The organism is Xanthobacter autotrophicus (assembly GCF_030015065.1).
Classification (GTDB): domain Bacteria; phylum Pseudomonadota; class Alphaproteobacteria; order Rhizobiales; family Xanthobacteraceae; genus Xanthobacter; species Xanthobacter autotrophicus_D.
In genome coordinates, this window is sequence record NZ_JAIVFN010000052.1 from 1 (window position 1) to 18,937 (window position 18,937).

20 protein-coding genes are annotated in these 18,937 nt (G+C 69.6%); 8 read left to right on the forward strand and 12 right to left on the reverse strand.

From position 1 onward, the window contains the following. The 5 genes from K9U40_RS12010 to K9U40_RS12030 all read right to left on the reverse strand — a co-directional run. On the reverse strand, positions 1-759 hold a 759-nt coding region (locus K9U40_RS12010; protein WP_282890436.1), incomplete at its 3' end, for a beta-ketoacyl synthase N-terminal-like domain-containing protein. Next, positions 756-2,219, reverse strand: coding sequence for an AMP-binding protein (locus tag K9U40_RS12015; RefSeq protein ID WP_282890437.1), 1,464 nt, complete (start codon positions 2,217-2,219; stop codon positions 756-758). The genes K9U40_RS12010 and K9U40_RS12015, both read right to left, overlap by 4 nt. Then, positions 2,216-2,758 (reverse strand): biotin transporter BioY, encoded by a 543-nt coding sequence (locus K9U40_RS12020; RefSeq protein WP_282890438.1) that lies wholly within the window; start codon positions 2,756-2,758, stop codon positions 2,216-2,218. Before K9U40_RS12020 ends, K9U40_RS12015 begins: the two co-directional genes overlap by 4 nt. A gap of 10 nt (positions 2,759-2,768) precedes the next feature. Next, positions 2,769-3,401, reverse strand: coding sequence for an energy-coupling factor transporter transmembrane component T family protein (locus K9U40_RS12025; RefSeq protein WP_282890439.1), 633 nt, complete (start codon positions 3,399-3,401; stop codon positions 2,769-2,771). Continuing rightward, positions 3,398-4,201 (reverse strand): energy-coupling factor ABC transporter ATP-binding protein, encoded by an 804-nt coding sequence (locus K9U40_RS12030; RefSeq protein WP_282890440.1) that lies wholly within the window; start codon positions 4,199-4,201, stop codon positions 3,398-3,400. The genes K9U40_RS12025 and K9U40_RS12030 overlap by 4 nt, the downstream gene beginning before the upstream one ends. A gap of 241 nt (positions 4,202-4,442) precedes the next feature. Here K9U40_RS12030 and K9U40_RS12035 point away from each other — a divergent pair, with 241 nt between their 5' ends. From K9U40_RS12035 to denD, 6 genes are all read left to right on the forward strand, one after another. Beyond that, positions 4,443-4,796: an STAS domain-containing protein gene (locus tag K9U40_RS12035; RefSeq protein WP_282890441.1), complete on the forward strand. Its 354-nt coding sequence runs from the start codon at positions 4,443-4,445 to the stop codon at positions 4,794-4,796. Positions 4,797-4,960: 164 nt separating this feature from the next. Then, positions 4,961-6,151, forward strand: coding sequence for a low temperature requirement protein A (locus tag K9U40_RS12040; protein WP_282890442.1), 1,191 nt, complete (start codon positions 4,961-4,963; stop codon positions 6,149-6,151). 128 nt (positions 6,152-6,279) lie between these two features. After that, positions 6,280-8,094, forward strand: a complete 1,815-nt coding sequence (locus K9U40_RS12045; protein ID WP_282890443.1) for an IlvD/Edd family dehydratase — start codon at positions 6,280-6,282, stop codon at positions 8,092-8,094. 12 nt (positions 8,095-8,106) lie between these two features. Beyond that, complete coding sequence (locus K9U40_RS12050; RefSeq protein WP_282890444.1) at positions 8,107-8,853, forward strand: GNAT family N-acetyltransferase; 747 nt, start codon at positions 8,107-8,109, stop codon at positions 8,851-8,853. A gap of 40 nt (positions 8,854-8,893) precedes the next feature. After that, on the forward strand, positions 8,894-9,640 hold the full coding sequence (locus tag K9U40_RS12055; RefSeq protein ID WP_282890445.1) for an SDR family oxidoreductase: 747 nt from the start codon (positions 8,894-8,896) through the stop codon (positions 9,638-9,640). Between the two features lie 98 nt (positions 9,641-9,738). After that, on the forward strand, positions 9,739-10,716 hold the full coding sequence (denD, locus tag K9U40_RS12060; RefSeq protein WP_282890446.1) for a D-erythronate dehydrogenase: 978 nt from the start codon (positions 9,739-9,741) through the stop codon (positions 10,714-10,716). Positions 10,717-10,738: 22 nt separating this feature from the next. Here denD and K9U40_RS12065 read toward each other — a convergent pair whose 3' ends face one another. After that, the gene (locus K9U40_RS12065; protein WP_282890447.1) at positions 10,739-11,203 is read right to left on the reverse strand and encodes a hypothetical protein; all 465 of its coding nucleotides are present in this window, start codon (positions 11,201-11,203) and stop codon (positions 10,739-10,741) included. A 326-nt stretch (positions 11,204-11,529) separates the two neighbouring features. On the opposite strand from K9U40_RS12065, the gene K9U40_RS12070 reads away from it, so the two are divergent. Next, the gene (locus tag K9U40_RS12070) at positions 11,530-12,219 is read left to right on the forward strand and encodes a hypothetical protein (RefSeq protein WP_282890448.1); all 690 of its coding nucleotides are present in this window, start codon (positions 11,530-11,532) and stop codon (positions 12,217-12,219) included. A gap of 95 nt (positions 12,220-12,314) precedes the next feature. Here the strand turns inward: K9U40_RS12070 and K9U40_RS12075 are convergent, their stop codons facing one another. The 4 genes from K9U40_RS12075 to K9U40_RS12090 form a co-directional block, all read right to left on the reverse strand. Beyond that, on the reverse strand, positions 12,315-12,944 hold the full coding sequence (locus K9U40_RS12075) for an OmpA family protein (protein WP_282890449.1): 630 nt from the start codon (positions 12,942-12,944) through the stop codon (positions 12,315-12,317). A gap of 13 nt (positions 12,945-12,957) precedes the next feature. Then, the gene (locus K9U40_RS12080) at positions 12,958-13,380 is read right to left on the reverse strand and encodes a hypothetical protein (RefSeq protein WP_282890450.1); all 423 of its coding nucleotides are present in this window, start codon (positions 13,378-13,380) and stop codon (positions 12,958-12,960) included. A gap of 119 nt (positions 13,381-13,499) precedes the next feature. Beyond that, complete coding sequence (locus K9U40_RS12085; protein WP_282890451.1) at positions 13,500-14,858, reverse strand: multidrug effflux MFS transporter; 1,359 nt, start codon at positions 14,856-14,858, stop codon at positions 13,500-13,502. Next, positions 14,855-15,367: a MarR family winged helix-turn-helix transcriptional regulator gene (locus K9U40_RS12090; RefSeq protein ID WP_282890452.1), complete on the reverse strand. Its 513-nt coding sequence runs from the start codon at positions 15,365-15,367 to the stop codon at positions 14,855-14,857. Before K9U40_RS12090 ends, K9U40_RS12085 begins: the two co-directional genes overlap by 4 nt. A 229-nt stretch (positions 15,368-15,596) precedes the next feature. Between K9U40_RS12090 and K9U40_RS12095 the strand changes: the two genes are divergently transcribed. Then, positions 15,597-16,721 (forward strand): site-2 protease family protein, encoded by a 1,125-nt coding sequence (locus K9U40_RS12095; RefSeq protein ID WP_282890453.1) that lies wholly within the window; start codon positions 15,597-15,599, stop codon positions 16,719-16,721. 37 nt (positions 16,722-16,758) lie between these two features. Here the strand turns inward: K9U40_RS12095 and rpoH are convergent, their stop codons facing one another. Then, positions 16,759-17,655 carry an RNA polymerase sigma factor RpoH gene (gene rpoH / locus K9U40_RS12100; protein WP_282890454.1) on the reverse strand — a complete coding sequence of 299 codons (897 nt, stop codon included), beginning with the start codon at positions 17,653-17,655 and terminating at the stop codon, positions 16,759-16,761. Between the two features lie 117 nt (positions 17,656-17,772). Continuing rightward, the gene (locus tag K9U40_RS12105) at positions 17,773-18,912 is read right to left on the reverse strand and encodes an RluA family pseudouridine synthase (RefSeq protein WP_282890455.1); all 1,140 of its coding nucleotides are present in this window, start codon (positions 18,910-18,912) and stop codon (positions 17,773-17,775) included. Positions 18,913-18,937 lie beyond the last annotated feature (25 nt).

An 18,937-nucleotide genomic window follows, 5' to 3' on the forward strand; every position in this document is an offset into this window, starting at 1 on the left:
CAGGTGTGTATAAGAGACAGCTTCCCCACCCGGCCCGAGCAGCACCAGCGCCGCAGCATCCGCCTCCACCGCCGTGGTGGCGGCGGTGACCCCATGGGCCGCATCCCCGGCAATCACCGGCAGGCGGGCGAGCAGCGCCGGGGACAACACCCGCGCGAACGGATCGGCGGCGATGGTGTTCACCGGCACGATCTCTCCAGCCGGCGACGCGGCCGCCAGCGCCCGGCGATGGCTTTCCATCGCGAAGGCCTCCTGCGCCTCCCGCGTGATACCCTCGGCGCGCGCCAGCTCCGCCGCCGCCGCGGCGAGGTCGGGCTCGCGCTCCGGCCAGGGGGTGAAGGCCGGCTGCCGGTAGAATTGCGGCGCCTCATCCTTCGTGCTCGGACGACGGGCGCGCAGCGGGGCGCGGCTGAAGCTCTCCACCCCGCCGGCCAGCACAAAGCGCGCCTCGCCCGAAGCGATGCGGGCCGCGCCCATGCGGATGGCATCGAGGCCGGCGCAGCATTGCGTGTCGAGGGTCAGCGCCGGGATGCTCTGCGGCAGGCCGGCGGCGAGCGCCGCCACCCGCGTCAGGTTGCCGCCACCGGACAGGGCATTGCCGAGGATCACCTCGTCCACCGCGTCGGGGGCAATACCCGCATCGGCGAGCAGGGGCCCGATCAAGGCCGCCGCGAGGGCGAAAGGCTCCATGTCCCGGAAGGCGCCGCCGCGGGGCACCACTGCCGTGCGCCTGGCGGCCAGAACAGCGACGCCGGTCATGGGATCAGCTCGCAGCCGTGCGGCCACAGGCGGGCGACGGCGGCAAAGTCGGTCTTGCCGGAGGCGGTCAGCGGCCACCGCGACACCCGCGCATAGAGCCGTGGCACCTTGAACAGGGCCAGCCGCGGCCTGAGCCACGCCACGAGGTCCACCCGCGTCACCTGCGCTCCTTCCTCCGGCAGGACAAAGGCCACCAGCCGCTCGCCGCGCTTGCCGTCCGGCACGCCCATGACGGCGGCGGCGGCGATGGCGGGGTGCAGTTCCAGCTGCCGCTCCACCTCTTCGGGATAGAGGTTCTTGCCCGAGGTGACGATCATGCGCTTTGCCCGCCCCGCCAGGGTGAGGAAGCCGGCGGCATCAATGCGGCCCATGTCGCCGACGCTGATCTCGCGCCCATGGCGCATGAGGTCCGGGCTGTCGCCGGTGGCATAGTCCTGGAACAGGAAGGGGCTGTCCACGAAGACGAGGCCGGTGCGCCCTGCCGGCAGGCGCCGGCCCGCTTTGTCGCGGATGGCGAGGGTGACGCCGTCGAAGGCACGGCCCACGGAACCCTCGGGCACCGCCTCCCCACCCTTCGCCACGGTGATGAAGGAGAGTTCCGACGCGCCGTAAAACTCGGCGAACCCCGCCTCGGGCAGATGGTGGGAGAGGAGCGCCTTGCGCCCCGCCGGCCATTTGGCGCCCGAGCACAGCACGAGGCGGATGCCGTCCAGCGTCGCGCCCTCCGCCGCCAGATGGTCGAGCAGCAGGGCGAGCTGGGTCGGCACGCCGTAGAGCACGCTGGCCTTGTGCCGGCGCGCGAGGTCGGCCACCGCGCGGGGACGGAAGCTCTTCGCAAGGATCACATGGGCGCCGGCGTCGAGCCCGCGCGCCAACGCGTAGAGGAACAGGGAATGGGTCAACGCCCCCGGCGCCAGCAGCACGTCGCCGGGGCCGATGCCGAATTCGTGGGTGTCCGCATCGAAGCTCGCGGTCCAGGAGCGATGGGTCCGGCGATAGCCCTTGGGCAGGCCGGTGGAGCCCGAGGTGAAGCCCACATAGAAGGGCAGGTCCGGATCCGGCGGCGCCACCATAGCGCCCGCGCCGGCGCCGACGGCCTCGGCAAGGCCCTCCAGCCCCTGGGCCGGGGACAGGCGCACATCCGCATCCGCACCGCACGACACCAGCAGTCCCGGCCGGATGCGGGCGAGGATGTCCGCCCTTTGCCCCGCCGGCCAGGAAGGATCGAGCACCTGCCCCTCCCGTCCCGCATGGGCGGCGGCGAGGAACAGCACCGCCAGCGCCGCGCCGTTGGGCAGGTCCAGTGCGATGCCGCCCTCGGGGGCGTCTTGGAAGCGGGCGGCGATGCGCTGCACCAGCGCGGCGAGGGCACCATAGGTGAGGCTTTCGCCCTCGCAGGTCAGGGCCGGCGCGTCGGGGCGCCCGGCGCCGTGGCGGGCGAGATGGCGGGTGATGCTCACGGGCGCGGCTGCGCCGCCACCGACCAGTTGCGCAGCACGGTGGTGACCAGCACCGCCGCGCCCACGGCCTTGATCAGGTCGCCGGGCAGGAACACCGCCGCGCCGATCATCGGGCCGATGCCCGCCACCGCCCCCAGCACCGGGATGCCGAACAGGTAGACCACCAGAATGCCACCCACCACCGACGCCACGAAAGCCGAGGCGAAGGCGGGCAGCTTCAGCCGCTCGGCAAGGAAGCCCACCACATAGGCCCCCGCGATATAGCCGATGAGGAAGCCGGCGGACGGCCCGCCGAGGACGCCGAGGCCGCCGCGCCCGCCCGAGAGCAGCGGCGCGCCCAGAAGCACCACGAAGACGAACAGCGCCACCGCCGCCGCCCCGGCCCGCGCGCCCAGCAGCAGGCCGGCGAGCATCACGCCGAGGCTCTGGGCGGTGATGGGCACCCCGGCCGCAAGCGGCATGTAGACGGGCGGCACGAAGCCCAGCGCCGCGATGAGGGCCGCGATGAGCGCGATGCGCACGAGGGTGCGGGTGTCCATGTTCGATCCTTCACGGGTTCGGGCGCGGCGGCGGCGCAGGCTTATCCGGCATGCCAAAGCCACGGGCGTCGAGGGCTTCCGCCACCTGGTCCGCAGTTCCGAGCGCGCCGGAGAAGAAGGCGCCGATCAGCACCAGTCCCGGCCGGCGCGGGCTGCGGGCGCGCCAGGCCTCCTCCCGTCCCCGCCAGCTTTCCAGCAGCACCGGCACGAAGCGCAGCACCAGCGCCACCGCCAGCGACAGCCGCTCGGGATCGAGCCCGAACCGCGCCAGCGGCTTCAGCGGCACGGCCAGGGCATCCATCATGTCCTGCATCCGCGTGGACAGGGTGACGAGGTCGGCGATGAGCACCATCACCGCGATGCGCAGCACGCTCGCCGCCGCCACCGACAGGGATGCGGCCCAGACCTGGAGCACGAAGATGATGGCGAGCAGCGGCAGCAGGCTGCGCCACTCCAGGATGCGCAGCAGCCCGCGCCGGCCGAAGCCGGCATAGACCAGAACCACCGCCGCGAGCACGCAGGCGAGGATGAGCGGATCGCCGATGGGCAGGATGAAGACCGACAGCACGGCGAGCGCGACCAGCTTCACCCCCGCCGGCAGCCGGTGCAGCAGGCTGGGGCCGGAGAGATAGCCGGCGATCACGGCTGCCATCCTCCCATCGCGGCGGCGCGGGCGCGGGCGTCGGCCTCGTAGAGCGGAATGATCTCCCCCGGCGGCCCATCCGCGGCGACCATGCCGCCCTTCAGCCACAGCAGCCGGTCGAAGCCGTCGAACAGGTGCAAATCATGGCTCGCCATCACCACCTGGAGGTCGAGGTCGGCGAGCCGCGCGGCGAAGCCGAGGCGGGTGGTGAGGTCGAGGCTGGAGAAGGGTTCGTCCAGCAGCAGGATGCGCGGCCCGGCCGCCAGAGCCGCGAGGATGCACACCAGCTGCTTCTGGCCCTCGGAAAGGTCCGCCACCGCCCGCTCCCCCCAGCCGGCGCAGCCATGGCGGGCGAGCAGGAGGTCCGCGGCGGCGTTGGCCTCGGCCTTGGGCCGGCCCTGGGCGATGGGGCCGAAGGCGATCTCCTCCCGCACGGTGGGGAAGATGATCTGGTGATCCACGTTCTGGAACACGAAGCCCACCGTCGCAGGCAGGCGGCGGCGCTCCCTGCGGGTATCGAGCCCGGCCACGGTCACGGTGCCCGCGTCGGGCAGGAGGAGGCCGTTCAGCAGCCGCAGCAGGGTGCTCTTGCCCGAGCCGTTGTCACCCACGAGCCCGATGCGCCGCTCGACGAGGGAAAGGGACAGGCCGGCGAAGACCGAGCGGCCGCCACGATCGAGGACGACGCTGTCGAGCACCATGCCGGCGGCGCGACCAGAACTGTCCGAGGCGGGCAGGGCGCTGGCGTCGGGGCGGTTCGGCTGGCGCGCGGGGCGCGCGGATCGTGAAGCGTTGAACATCGCGTTGCGGGATGGATTATACGCTTCCCCGCGCGGTGCAACCCCCTTCGGCCACCGCCCCGTGCCGGCGTCACCCGGCGTCACCCGGCATCGCGCGTGCACCGCGCCCACCGGCGGACACGAGGCGGAACAACGTCCGCTCCGCGTCACAAAACTGCAACATCCAGATGAAATAGAGGCGACAAATTCCCTTGACGCGATCCGCACTGTCGCCGCCGTCCTTCAAACCCGGTCTCCACCCATGAACATCGAAACCCATGCCCTTGGCCCGGAACAGGTTCTCATCGTGCTCGACGGCCGGCTCGACATCGACGGCACCGCGCAGATCGAGGTCGCGTTCAGCGCCGTGTCGAGCCACGCGCGGGCGACCCTCGTGGACCTGTCGGCGACGCCCTTCGTCGCCTCCATCGGCATCCGCCTGCTCATCAGCAACGCCAAGGCCCTGGCCCGCCGAGGCGGGCGCATGATCATCTTCGGCGCGGAACCGGAGGTGGAAAAGGTTCTCCTTACCACCGGCGTGGGCGAGCTCGCCACCCTGGTCGCCACCCGCGCGGAGGCCGACGCCGCGCTCGCCTCTGCCGGCGCGGCGTCCTGAACCGGGCTCGACGCCGGCCCCTGAAGGGGCCGAGGCGATGAGCCGGCTGCCATGCCACCGCGATACCGATTGATCTGCCGCCCTTCAAGGTGCGAAAACACGGGTCATCCGGATATCCGGCGCTTGCTCCGCTCTCGCGCGGGACAGCGGCTGCGGGAGGTGGCATGAGCGGACTGGGAGCGCGGCAATTCCTCCTGCGCAAGGCGCCGGAGCACGGCCATCACGCGGTGACCTTCATCGAGCTGTTCTTCGATCTGGTCTTCGTCTTCGCCATCACCCAGCTCTCCCACCATCTGCTGCACGACCTCTCGGCGATCGGGGTGCTGCAGACGCTGGTCCTGTTCGTCGCGGTCTGGTGGGCGTGGATCGACACCGCCTGGGTGACCAACTGGCTCGATCCGGACCGCAAGCCGGTGCGGCTCATGCTGCTCGCGCTGATGCTGGTGGGCCTCGTCCTGTCCGCCTCCCTGCCGAAGGCATTCCATGAAGGCGGCCTTCCCTTCGCCCTCGCCTATGCAACACTGCAGATGGGGCGCTCCGCCTTCACCATCTGGGCGGTGGCGCGCCACGATCCCGCCCAGGCCCTGAATTTCAAGCGCATCCTGACGTGGCAGGCGCTGGCCTCGGCGCTGTGGATCATTGGCGCCTTCCTGCACGGCGAGGCGCGGCTTAGCGTGTGGGCGCTCGCCGTGGTGATCGAGAGCCTCGCCCCCTCCACCGGCTTCTTCGTGCCGGGCCTCGGCGCCTCCAGAGCGGCGGACTGGAAGGTGGAGGGCCGGCACCTGTCCGAGCGCTGCGCCCTCTTCATCATCATCGCGCTGGGCGAATCCATCCTCGTCACGGGCGCCACCGCCTCGGGCCTCGCGTGGACCGCCGTCAATGCCGGCGCGTTCGTCACCGCCTTTCTCGGCACCGTGGCCATGTGGTGGATCTATTTCGACACCGGCGCGGAACGCTCCAGCACCCGTTTCGCCCATGTTGAGGAAAGCGGGCACACGGCACGGCTCACCTACACCTATATCCACCAGATCATCGTCATCGGCATCGTCGGCTGCGCCGTTTCCGACGAGCTGATCCTCGCCCATCCCGACGGACAGGTCTCGACCGCAGCGGCGTTTGCCATCCTTGGCGGCCCCGCGCTCTATGTGCTGGGGTGCGGACTTTTCAAATACCCGCTCCTCCGCCGCTTTCCGCTCTCCCATCTGGTCGGGCTCGGCCTTCTGGCGGCGCTGATCCCCCTCGCCGGCCACTTCAGCCCGCTCGGACTTGCAGCCGCGAGCACCGGCGCCCTGCTGGTGGTGGCGAGCTGGGAGGCGGTCGCCCTGCGGCGCATCGCACCACGGGAAGCCGACTGAAACCCACCGCGGGACGGCGCGAACCGGATTGATTTCCGGCGCGCCGAGGCGCATATATCGCCAAAATCAAATCGATTAAAACCGGCACGTCGGAACGCCGGAGCATGCAGATTCCCATGGAGACGCCCATGTCCGGTCAAGGCGACCAGCCCGAGAAGCACGGCCTCAAACTCAGGTCCCAGCTCTGGTTCGACAACCCCGACAATCCCGGCATGACGGCGCTGTACCTGGAGCGCTACCTCAATTTCGGCCTGACCCGGGAAGAGCTGCAGTCGGGCAAGCCCATCATCGGCATCGCCCAGACCGGCTCGGACCTCTCCCCCTGCAACCGCCACCACCTGGACCTCGCCAAGCGGGTGCGCGACGGCATCGAGGCCATGGGCGGGGTGCCGTTCGAATTCCCGGTCCATCCCATCCAGGAGACCGGCAAGCGCCCCACCGCCGCCCTCGACCGCAACCTCGCCTATCTCGGGCTCGTCGAGATCCTCTACGGCTATCCGCTGGACGGCGTGGTGCTGACCACCGGCTGTGACAAAACCACCCCCGCCTGCATCATGGCGGCGGCCACCGTGAACATCCCCGCCATCGTCTTGTCCGGCGGGCCCATGCTGAACGGCTGGTGGAAGGGCGAGCGCACCGGCTCCGGCACCGTGGTGTGGAAGAACCGCGAGCGCTTCGCCGCCGGCGAGATCGACTATGACGAGTTCATGGACGTGGTGGCCTCATCCGCCCCCTCGGTGGGCCATTGCAACACCATGGGCACCGCCTCCACCATGAATGCGCTGGCCGAGGCTTTGGGCATGTCCCTGCCCGGCTGCGCCGCCATTCCGGCGCCTTATCGCGAGCGCGGGCAGATCGCCTACGACACCGGCAAGCGCATCGTGGACATGGTGTGGGAGGACCTGAAACCCTCCGACATCCTCACCCGCGAGGCGTTCGAGAACGCCATCCGCGTGAACTCCGCCATCGGCGGCTCCACCAACGCCCCCATCCACCTCAATGCCATCGCCCGCCATGTGGGCGTGCCGCTGACCGTGGACGACTGGCAGGCGGTGGGCCACAAGATCCCGCTTCTGGTGAACCTCCAGCCCGCCGGCGAATATCTCGGCGAGGAATTCCACCGCGCCGGCGGCGTGCCGGCGGTGGTGGCCGAACTGATGGAGAAGGGCAAGATCCACGAGGGTGCGCTCACCGTGAACGGGCGCTCCATCGGCGAGAATTGCAGGGGCAAGCTTTCCTGGGACCGCGCCGTCATCAAGACCTATGACGCGCCCATGAAGGAGGATGCCGGCTTCATCGTGCTGCACGGCAACCTGTTCGACAATGCGGTGATGAAAACCTCGGTGATCTCCCCCGAGTTCCGCGCGCGCTTCCTCTCCAACCCGAACGATCCCGAGGCATTCGAGGGCCGCGCCGTGGTGTTCGAGGGGCCGGAGGACTACCACCACCGCATCGACGACCCTTCGCTCGGCATCGACGAATACACCCTGCTGTTCATCCGCGGCACGGGGCCGCTGGGCTATCCCGGTGGCGCCGAGGTGGTGAACATGCAGCCGCCCACCGCCCTCATCAAGAAGGGCATCCATGCTTTGCCCTGCATCGGCGACGGCCGGCAGTCCGGCACCTCGGGCTCGCCCTCCATCCTCAACGCCTCGCCGGAGGCAGCGGCCGGCGGCGGCCTCGCCTTGCTGAAGACCGGGGACCGGGTGCGCATCGACCTCAATAAATGCACCGCCGACATCCTCATCTCGCCGGAGGAGCTCAACCAGCGCCGCGCCGACCTGCAGGGCCACGGCGGCTTTGCCGTGCCGCAGAGCCAGACCCCCTGGCAGGAGATCCAGCGCTCCATGGTGGCGCAGTTCGACGAGGGCATGGTGCTGAAGCCGGCGGTGAAGTACCAGCGGGTGGCCCAAACCATGGGCGTTCCCCGCGACAATCACTGAGCGAGCCGACCCATGAGCCAGCAGGCGGCGCCGGGCACACGTTCCGGCGCAGTCCCCGGGGCGGCCGCCGACGCGGTTCCTCTGGGCGTGCCGGTAGAAGGCGGCCCGGCCCGGCGGCCGGCGCCCGTCACCCTCGAAGGGCGGCACGTCGCCCTGGTGCCGTTCGACGCCGGGCAGCATTGCGCCTCGCTCTACGCCCTCTCCCACGGGCCGGAGAAAGAAGCGCTCTGGGCCTATCTCTCCGCGGCCCCCTTCCCGGACGAAGCCGCCTTCGCGCGCCATTACGCGGAAGCTGCCACCAGGGCAGACCCGCTCCTCCTCGCCATCGTCGAGACGGGGACCGGCCGCGCGGTGGGCCACGCCACCTATATGCGCATGGAGCCCGCGCACCGGGTGATCGAGGTGGGCAACATCCTCTACACCCCCGCGCTCCAGCGCACGCCGGGGGCGAGCGAGGCCATGTTTCTCATGGCGCGGCACGCCTTCGAGGATCTCGGCTATCGCCGCTACGAATGGAAGTGCAACGCCCTCAACGCCCCCTCGCGGCGGGCGGCGGAGCGCCTCGGCTTCACCTATGAGGGCCTGTTCCGCCAGCACATGATCGTCAAGGGGCGAAACCGCGATACTGCCTGGTACGCCCTCATGGACCACGAGTGGCCCCGCGCCAAAGCCGCCTTCGTGGCCTGGCTCGATCCCGCCAATTTCGACGCCGAAGGCCGCCAGACGCAGCGGCTGGAGGACATCCGCGCCGCTGTGTGAGGCATCGCCCCACCAAGCCGAAAAACTCAAGAGGAACGCCATGGGTGGACGACTTCAGGGTAAGACCGCGCTGGTGACGGCGGCGGGACAGGGCATCGGCCGCGCCATCGCCGAGGCCTTCGTGCGCGAGGGCGCGAGCGTGATCGCCACCGATCTCGACACCGCCAAGCTTGAGGGCCTCGCCGGCGCCACGTTGCACAAGCTCGACGTGCTCTCCACCGAGGCCGTGGCCGCGCTGGCCAAGGCGGTCGGCCCGGTGGACGTGCTGGTGAATGCCGCCGGCTACGTGCACCAGGGCAACATCTTCGACACCTCGGAGAAGGACTGGGACTTCTCCTTCGACCTCAATGTGAAGGCCATGCACCGCACCATCTCGGCGTTCCTGCCGGGCATGCTGGAGAAGGGCAGGGGTTCCATCGTCAACATCGCCTCGGCAGCGTCCTCCATCCGCGGCGTGCCGAACCGCTATGTCTACGGCGCCTCCAAGGCGGCCGTGATCGGCCTCACCAAGGCGGTAGCGGCGGATTTCATCCTGAAGGGCGTGCGCGCCAACGTGATCTGCCCCGGCACCATCCAGTCGCCGTCGCTGGACGAGCGCATCGCTACCGTCTCGGCCCAGACCGGCCGCTCGCTGGACGACGTGCGGGCGGATTTCGTCGGCCGCCAGCCCATGGGCCGGCTGGGCACGCCGGAGGAGATCGCCGCGCTGGCGCTCTATCTCGCCTCCGACGAAAGCGCCTTCACCACCGGGCAGATCCATATCATCGACGGCGGCTGGGCGCTCTGAGACGCCCGGCGCCGGGACGTACCCTGAACCTTTGCCAAACGCCTTTTTCGAGCGATCCGGGCGCCGCTTCGCTCGAACGGCCTTGAGGGACTTTTCACATGCACATTCTCGTCATCGGCGGCGCCGGCATGGTCGGCCGCAAGCTCATCGAACGCCTCGCCCGCGAGGGACGGCTGGGCGGCAAGCCCATCACCCGGCTCACCGCCCACGACGTGGTGCCGCCCAAGCCGCCGCAGGCACCCTTCCCCATCGACACGCGGGTATCTGACCTCTCGGTGCCCGGCGAGGCGGCGGTGGTGGTGGCGGACAAGCCCGACGTGATCTTCCACCTCGCGGCCATCGTGTCCGGCGAGGCGGAGGCCGATTTCGACAAGGGCTACCGCATCAACCTCGACGGCACCCGCCATCTGTTCGACGCGGTGCGCCTCATGGAGGGGTACACGCCGCGCCTGGTCTTCACCTCATCCATCGCGGTGTTCGGCGCGCCCTTCCCGGATGCGATTCCCGACGAGTTCTTCCACACCCCGCTCACCTCCTACGGCGCCCAGAAGGCCATCGGCGAGCTGCTGCTGGCGGACTATACGCGGCGCGGCTTCTTCGATGGCATCGGCATCCGCCTGCCCACCATCTGCGTGCGCCCCGGCCTGCCCAACAAGGCGGCCTCCGGCTTCTTCTCCGGCATCATCCGCGAGCCGCTGGCGGGGCAAAATGCGGTGCTGCCGGTGTCGGAGGATGTCATGCACTGGCACGCCTCGCCCCGCTCGGCGGTGGGCTTCCTCATCCATGCCGCGACCCTCGACGGCGAGAAGGTCGGCCCACGGCGCAACCTCACCATGCCGGGCCTGGCCGTGACGGTGGGCGAGCAGATCGAGGCGCTGCGCAAGGTGGCCGGCGACAAGGCGGTGGCCCGCATCACCCGCGCGCCCGATCCGGTCATCGAGAAGATCGTCTCGGGCTGGCCGCGCAAGTTCGACGCCCGCCACGCCACGGAGCTCGGCTTTGTCGCGGAAGGCTCCTTCGAGGAGATCATCCGCATCCATATCGAGGATGAGCTCGGCGGCAAGATCGCCGACTGAACATGCCTCCGGCCCCGCCGCCTCAAGCGGCGGCGCGGGCCATGCGCAGGGCGATGCGCTCTTCCAGCCGGCCGATGGCACCATCCAGGTCCGGCAGGAGGCTGCGATAGGCGGCGCGCCGGGTGGCAAGGCTTGCGCCCCGCGCCACCTCGGGGAGCTGCCAGAATTCAAGGCGCAGCAGCCCGATGAAGGTCTGGCGCCGCAACGCGCGCCACGCTTCGGCGCCCAGCGCGACCACCACGTCCAGCCGTGGCGCGCCGGAGAGTCCGAAAACGCCCGCCGGCTTCGCCGAAAGGCCGTCGGCGGGAACACGGGCCGCCTCGAGGCAATCGATCAGCGCGGGATCGACGGCGCCCGGCACCATGGCGGCGGCGCTGAACGGGCGCAGCCCCCGGTGACCGTGCAGGGCGATGGCTTCCGCCATCAGGCTTGTGCCCCCATTGTCCGGGCACACGAAGAGAATGGTCGGCCGTGCGGTCATCGGCATGGGATCTTTCTCTCGCCCCGCTCCGGGGCTCCAGGCGCGCAGCCTGTCGAATCGCACCATAGCCCCGGGAGCCGACGAGGCTATGACAGGCTGGATCGGGGCCTGCGGCGCGAAACATCCGGCCCGTCCCGGCCCCGCACCCGGCGGGGGAAGATGCGGGCACGCCCTCCCGACGGCGTCAAGGGACGGCACCATCCTATTGCGAAATATGGTGAAAAACTCCCGTTAACCATTCCGCAAATCGAACGGGGGATGGATCGCATGCTGGCGGGCGTCGTGATTCGTCCGAAGGTTCTGCGCCAGCGCGTTGATTTCGGAGATGAGTCATGGCCAAGAAGGCGGCGAAGAAGCCGGAAGTGACGAGTGACACGGTCAGCAGCATCGCTGCGAAGGCGCTGAAGGATCCCGGCAGCCTCTCTCATGCCGAAATCCAGGCGCTGGCCGGCTCGGCCCTCACCCAGGCCCCCGATGCCACGAAGGCCCCGGCGAAGCCGGACGCGAAGGCAAAGCCTGCCGTGAAAGCCGCCGGGCCCGCGCCCAAGTCTGCCGCCAAGGCTGCGGCAAAGCCCGTTGCAACGAGCCCCGCCCCGAAGACGGCGGCCCCGGCCAAAGCTGCTGCCGAGAAGGTCGCAGCCAAGCCCGCCACCAAGAGCGTCAAGGCCGCGCCCGCCGCGAAGTCTGAGGCGACGAAGCCTGCTGCTGCGAAGACACCGGCCGCCAAGGTCGCCGCCAAGACCGCAGCCGTGAAGACCCCGGCCGCGAAGACTCCGGCCACCAAGACCGCAGCCGCGAAGCCCGCCGTGAAGGTCGAGGAAGCCAAGCCCGCCGAGGCGAAGGCTCCGGTACGCGGCGCCAAGCCCGCGGCCAAGCCTGCTGCAAAGCCGGCCGCAAAAGCGCCGGTGGCGAAGGCCGTGACGGCCGAGGTCAAGAAATCCGCAGTCGCGAAGCCCGTGGCTGCCAATGCTGCCGCGCCGAAGGCCGTCGCCAGGCCCGGCCGGGGCCGCAAGCCGGCCTGACCGGCAACGCGGACCGGAAAACCCCATGAAACCCCGCCGCCCGGACCAGGCACGGTCCGGGCGGCGGTTTCGCTCGTCCTCAGGCGCGGAACGCCCTATTGCTCTGAAAGTGCGCCGGCGCTGCCCACGTTGAAGATCTGCACCCGGCGGTTGATGGCGGCGTCCGGATTGCGCACATCCTGGAGCGCCTCCTCGCCAACGCCCACGGACTGGAGCCGGCGCGGGTCCACACGGAAGGTGGTGGAGAGCGCCTCGACCACGGCGTCCGAGCGTTCCTGGCTGAGCTTCATGTTGTACTCGCGGGTGCCGGTGGCATCCGTGTTGCCGACCACCAGGAACTTGTAGCCGAGCAGCACCGGATTGTGCATCGCATCCGCGATGGATCCGAGGGTGCGATAGGACGCCGGCTTGATCATCGCGGAATTGAGGTCGAACTCGATCTCCACATTGATCTGCGCCAGCTGGTCGAGCTGGATGGCGAGCGGCGGGCGGCTTTCCGGCGGGCCGGTATACTTCATGTGCGCCTGGGCGAGGCCGCGCAGCGCCTCGGCCGACACCTGCGGCACGTTGTCGACGGCGCTCTGCAGGCCCTGGATGATCTCGCTGTTGGGCGTGAAGGCCTGGGCCGCGGCCGGCCGCGCGTCGAGCAGCACGGGCACGGCGGCGACGCCGGCAAGCAGAAGCGCAGCGCGAAGGCTCGCTTTGGCGAAACGAAAGTCGGTCATGCTCAGCCCCCCTTCACTGCTGTGTGTAGCCGGCATTGACGAGGGCGGAGGTGCAGGTCGCGCTCACCACCTTCGATGCCTCCTGGAGGCACGAGACGATGTTTCCGTCGCCGGGGACGAGTCCGGGGCAGTACTGGGCGCGATCGCGGTCGCAGGCCTGGTGAGCCGCGCGCTGGGCGGCGGCCCGCGCCTCGGTCATCTCGCGGATGGAGGCGTGATTGGCCGCGCAGGCCGGCGTCAATTGCGCGGCGTTCTGGACGAGGCAGTTGTGAATGGCATTGTTGCCGAGGTTGAGCCCGCGGCAGTGCTTCATGATGTCCCCGCCGCAATGCTGGGCGAGGAGGCCCGCCGCCTGCGCGTAGCTGACGGTCTGGGCGTGGGCCTGCCCGCCGGCGAACGCCAGCAGGGTGGCGAGAGCTAGTCCCGCAAATCTCATACGATATCCCCCCGTGCCCGATGGTTCGGGCGGGGAATTGACCACCGTGGATCCGTCATGGTCAACCGCTGCCGCAACCTTGATGGCGCGGACGGCATGATGCCGCCCGAGAGCGGGACTCAGGATGCCTTTTCGTAGGTTCCGGTCTCGATCTCGTCGCCGGCGGCGCCCACCACGCCGAGCGGGTCGGCGGCCAGTTCCAGATCGGCGGCCTCCACGGGGCCGGCCCCCTCGGCGACCGCCGGCTCACGGCGCGGCCCCAAGAGCAGGTGCGCGCCGGCGGAGCCCACCGCGAACGCCGGCAGCAGCGTCACCATGGCGGCGAGCGGTGAGGGAAACAGCACCGAGAGCGAGGTTCCGAGGAAGCCGCTGCCGATCTGCAGGAAGCCCATGAGGGCCGAGGCCGCGCCGGCGATGGGGGCGAACCCGGCGAGCCCAGCGGTGGTGCAGCCTGGCAGCAGCAAAGCGATGCCGCAGGCCCATAGCGAGATGGGCAGCATGACGCTCGCCGTGGTCAGTGGCAGCACGAACGGCCCGATCCCCAGCCCCGCCGCCCCGGCGAGCACCAGCAGCAGGCCTGGCAGGATCAGGCTGTGGGCGCTGTGGCGCGTGAGCAGCGGCCGGGCAATGAGGGTTCCCGTCAGGAAGGCACCGGTCTGCAGCAGCATGGCGAGGCCGAACCCCGTGGGCGAGAGCCCCACCCGCTCGATGAGGATGAAGGGAAGCAGCGCCGAGAGGGTATAGATGCCGCCGAGGCCGAGGCCGGCGGTGAGCGCCGCGCGCATGAACACGCGGTCCGTGATGAGCTGGCGGTAGCTTCTGGTCACCCCGCGCGGCGAAGCCAGCGCACGATCCGGCGTGAGGTTGGTCTCCGGCACGCGGAAGGCGAGGACCGCGACCAGCACGAGGCCGTAGGCCGCCATGGCGACGAAGATCACGTGCCAGCCCGCGGTGCCGAGGATCAGGCCCCCCAGCGTCGGCGACACCGCCGGGCCGATGGCCAGCATGGTGCCGATGAGGTTCATCACCCGCGCCGACGCCTGTCCGGTATATTGGTCGCGCACCAGCGCGCGGGACAGGGCGATGCCGGCGGCGCAGCCGATGCCCTGGAGGGCACGGCCGGCGATGAGCCAGTCCATGGTGGGCGCCAGCATGGCGACGATGCTGCCGGCGAGATAGATGCCGAAGAAGCCGAGCGCCACCGGGCGCCGTCCGTAGCCGTCGGAGAGCGGACCGCAGACCAGCTGGGAGAAGGCGAAGCCCATGAAGAACACGGTAAGGGTGAGCTTCACCGTGGCGATGCTGGTGCCGAAGGCGGTGACCAGCGTCGGCAAAGCCGGCGTGTACATGGCAAGGCTGATGGGCCCGAGCATCACCATGAGCCCACCGATGACGGACACCTCGCGCTCGCTCATCAACGGCGCGGCCGGGATGCCTGGGCCCGCCGCCTGGACCGTGCCGTGTCGTGCGACGGTCATTTCTCGTCCCTCGAGCGATGCTCGCGCGCAAGGTTGTCGCGCAGGCGGAGGAGGAGATCGCGAAGCAGGGCCTGCTCCGTCTCCGAGAAGCCGCAGGTGGCCTCCCGGCGTGCCGCAGCTGCCGCCGCGAGGACGCCGGCTATGGAGGGGGTCGCCTCGGGCGTCAGCTTCACGATCTTGGCGCGGCGATCCCTGGGGTCGGTCTCCCGGACCAGGAGGCCGGCGGCCTCCAGCCGATCGAGGAAGCCCACCAGCGTCATGGGCTCCACGTTCATCTTCTCGGCCAGCGCCGTTTGCCGCAGGCCCGGATGGTAATCCACATAGGCAAGCGTGCGCGCCTCCCCCGCCGTGAGGCCAAGGCCGGCCCCCTCGAAGGCGCGGTCGATGCGCGCACGGTAGAGCCGCGCCGCATCGACGAGGACGAAGCCGAGGGGCGGCTCGCTTGGCGCAGGGCCGGGCGGACTGTCGTCTGGGGGGCTGAAGGCAGTCTTCGGAGGGACATCGCTCATAATAAGGGTAAATTATAATAAGCTATCCTTACATTCAAGCCGATTGCACCGCGCCGCCGTCACGCTATGTCTGGCGCAACGTCCATGAGCACATCCCGGTGCGATCGAACTCCTGCCGTTTTCGATCGCGCCGGGAAGCGACCTCTAACCCTGTGAATGGAAACGGATTCAGCGTTCGGACGGACCCCCTGCCCCATCCCGCCCAACGCACCCGGCCCCGGAGATCTCCATGCCCTGGTCCCTTACCATCGGTCGGCTCGGCGAAACCGCGATCCGCATCCACGTCACGTTCCTCCTGTTCCTGGTCTGGATCTGGGCGGCCTATTACCGGGCCGGCGGATCGAGCGCGGCGTGGGAGGGCGTGCTGTTCGTGGCGCTGCTGTTCGGCTGTGTGCTGCTGCACGAGCTCGGCCATGTCTTCGCCGCCCGGCATTACGGGGTGAAAACGCCGGACATCACGCTCTGGCCGTTCGGCGGCATCGCCAATCTGGAGCGGATTCCGGAGAAGCCGTCGCAGGAGCTGGTGGTGGCCATCGCCGGCCCGCTGGTGAACGTGGTGATCGCGCTGGTGCTGCTCATCGTCCTGAACATGAGCCTCGGCGGCACCGACATCACGGCGGAGACCCTCGCCAAGATCGAGGACCCGCGCACCTCCATCCTCGTGAAGCTGGCCGGTGCGAACATCTTCCTGGTGGTGTTCAACCTCATCCCCGCCTTCCCCATGGACGGCGGACGGGTGCTGCGGGCGCTGCTCGCCATGAACATGGGCTATTCCAAAGCCACCGCCACCGCCGCCTCCATCGGCCAGGGCCTCGCCATCGGCATGGGCCTGCTCGGCATCTTCACCAATCCCATGCTGATGATCATCGGCGTGTTCGTGTTCCTCGCCGCGTCGGGCGAGGCCGGTCAGGCGCAGTTGAAGGAGGCTTCGCGGGGCCTCCTGGTCTCCGATGCCATGATCACCCATTTCGAGACGCTGGGGCCGCAATCCACCGTGGATGACGCGGCCGACGCCCTCATCCGCTCCACCCAGAAGGAATTCCCGGTGGTGGACGGCGCCGGCCACCTGCGCGGCGTGCTCACCCGCGACGCCATGATCCGCGCCATGAAGGACCAGGGGCCGCAGACCGCCGTGATCGAGGTGATGCAGGCGGACGTGCCGGTGGTGGAGGCCCGCTCCAAGCTCGATGCGGCGCTGAAGCTCATCATCTCGGCCCGGGCGCCGGCCGTGGGCGTGGTGGACGCGGGCGGAAAGCTCGTCGGCCTGCTGACGCCGGAGAATGTGGGCGAGCTGATGATGCTGCACGCCGCCCGCCCCGAGCGCGGAGCGCATCCCTTCGGCCGGGCGGGGTGAGGGGACGGGGAAGGCTCCCCTCCCCCGAACCGGACGGTCAGGCGGAGACCGCCTCCGGCGCCTCGACCTGGCGGACCTTGTCCATGACCGCCTTCTGCACCTTCTCGAACGCGCGCACCTCGATCTGGCGCACCCGCTCGCGGGAGACGCCGAACTCGGAGGCGAGGTCCTCCAGGGTCATGGGGTCCTCGGAGAGGCGGCGGGCCTCGAAGATGCGGCGCTCGCGGTCGTTTAGCACCGACAGCGCGCCGGACAGCGCGGCGCGGCGGTTGTCCAGCTCCTCGCTCTCGGCGAGCTGCTCCTCCTGGTCGAGGCGCTCGTCCACCAGCCAGTCCTGCCACTCCCCGCCCTCGGAATCCTCGCGGATGGGGGCGTTGAGGGAAGCATCGCCGCTGAGGCGGCGGTTCATGTCCACCACATCCTGCTCGGTGACGCCGAGCTTGGTGGCGATCTGCTTCACGTGCTCGGGCTTGAGGTCGCCGTCCTCCAGCGCGGAAATCTGGCTCTTGGCCTTGCGCAGGTTGAAGAACAGCTTCTTCTGCGCCGCCGTGGTGCCCATCTTCACGAGGCTCCACGAGCGCAGGATATATTCCTGGATCGAGGCGCGGATCCACCACATGGCATAGGTGGCGAGGCGGAAGCCCTTCTCGGGCTCGAACCGCTTCACCGCCTGCATGAGGCCGACATTGCCCTCGGAAATCACCTCGGAGATGGGCAGCCCATAGCCGCGGTAGCCCATGGCGATCTTCGCCACGAGGCGCAGATGGCTCGTCACCAACCTGTGAGCGGCATCGCGATCCCCGTGCTCGCGCCAGCTCTTGGCGAGCATATATTCCTCTTGCGGTTCCAGCATGGGAAACCGCCGGATCTCCTCGAGATACCGGGAAAGCCCGCCTTCGGCGGAAGGAATGGGCATGGACTTCGGCTGGGCCATGACGAGGCCTCCTTCTCCCGCGATCCCCGTCCGGGCGACCGCCTCAGCGGCCGCATGACGCCGACCGCGACGCATCATGATATAGATACGAGCGGAACGCGGATAGGTTTCATCGTCTCACGTCGATGCGAGATGATTTTGCACGGATGCACGCCCGCCCAGCGCTTCCGCAAGGGCGGCGAGATCCGCCGGCAGCGGGCTGTCGAAGGCGAGCGTCTCGCCCGTCACCGGATGGGCGAAGCCGAGGCGGGCCGCATGCAGCGCCTGCCGCCCGAGCCGCGCGAGATGTTCGCGGGCCGCTTCCGGCAGCAGCGTCTCCTTGGTGCGGAAGCCCTGGCCGTAGACCTCGTCGCCCAGCAGCGGATGGCCGGCATGGGCCATGTGCACGCGAATCTGGTGGGTGCGACCCGTCTCCAGCCGGCATTCGACGAGGCTCGCCACCCCCTCCCCCGTCTTCACCTCGCCCTTCACCTGCCCCTTGTTGCGCGGGCTGGTCCGGCCATGGCCGGCGAAGGACTCGAGGACCTCCCAATGGGTGACGGCGTGGCGCCCACCGGTGCGCACCGCCATCTTCTGCCGGTGGCTGGGATGCCGGTCGATGGGCGCATCGACGCTGCCCTGGGCCTCGGGCACGCCCCAGACGAACGCCAGATAGGCCCGCTCCAGCGGCCCGGTGCGGCCATGGTCGGCGAACTGGGCGGCGAGCCCCTTGTGGGCCACGTCCGACTTCGCCACCACCAGCAGGCCGGAAGTATCCTTGTCGATGCGGTGGACGATGCCGGGCCGCCGCACCCCGCCAATACCCGAGAGGCTGTCGCCGCAATGGTACAGGAGTGCGTTCACCAGCGTGCCGGAAGCGTGGCCGGGGGCCGGATGCACCACGAGGCCGGCCGGCTTGTCGATGACGATGAGGTGCGCATCCTCGAACACGATGTCGAGCGGCAGGTTCTCCGGCACCGGCTCGGCGGCCTCCGGCGGCGGCAGGAACAGGGTATAGACATCTGCGGCATTGACCCGGCCCGCCGCGTCCCCTACCACACGCCCGCCGACGGAGACCCGCCCTTCCGTTACGAGACGCTGAATGCGGGTGCGGCTGAGTTCCGGTGCCTCAAGCGCCAATCGGCGCGCAAGGACACGGTCCAGACGCTCGCCCGCGTCTTCCGCCGCGATCTGGACCGTGAGGGTGAAGCCCTCATCCAGGTCCTCTAAGCCGTTGTCGGCCTGGTTCATCTCGGCCTGGTTCATGGTCGCGTCCATTCTCGATCCGTCAGGAGCCCCGGCC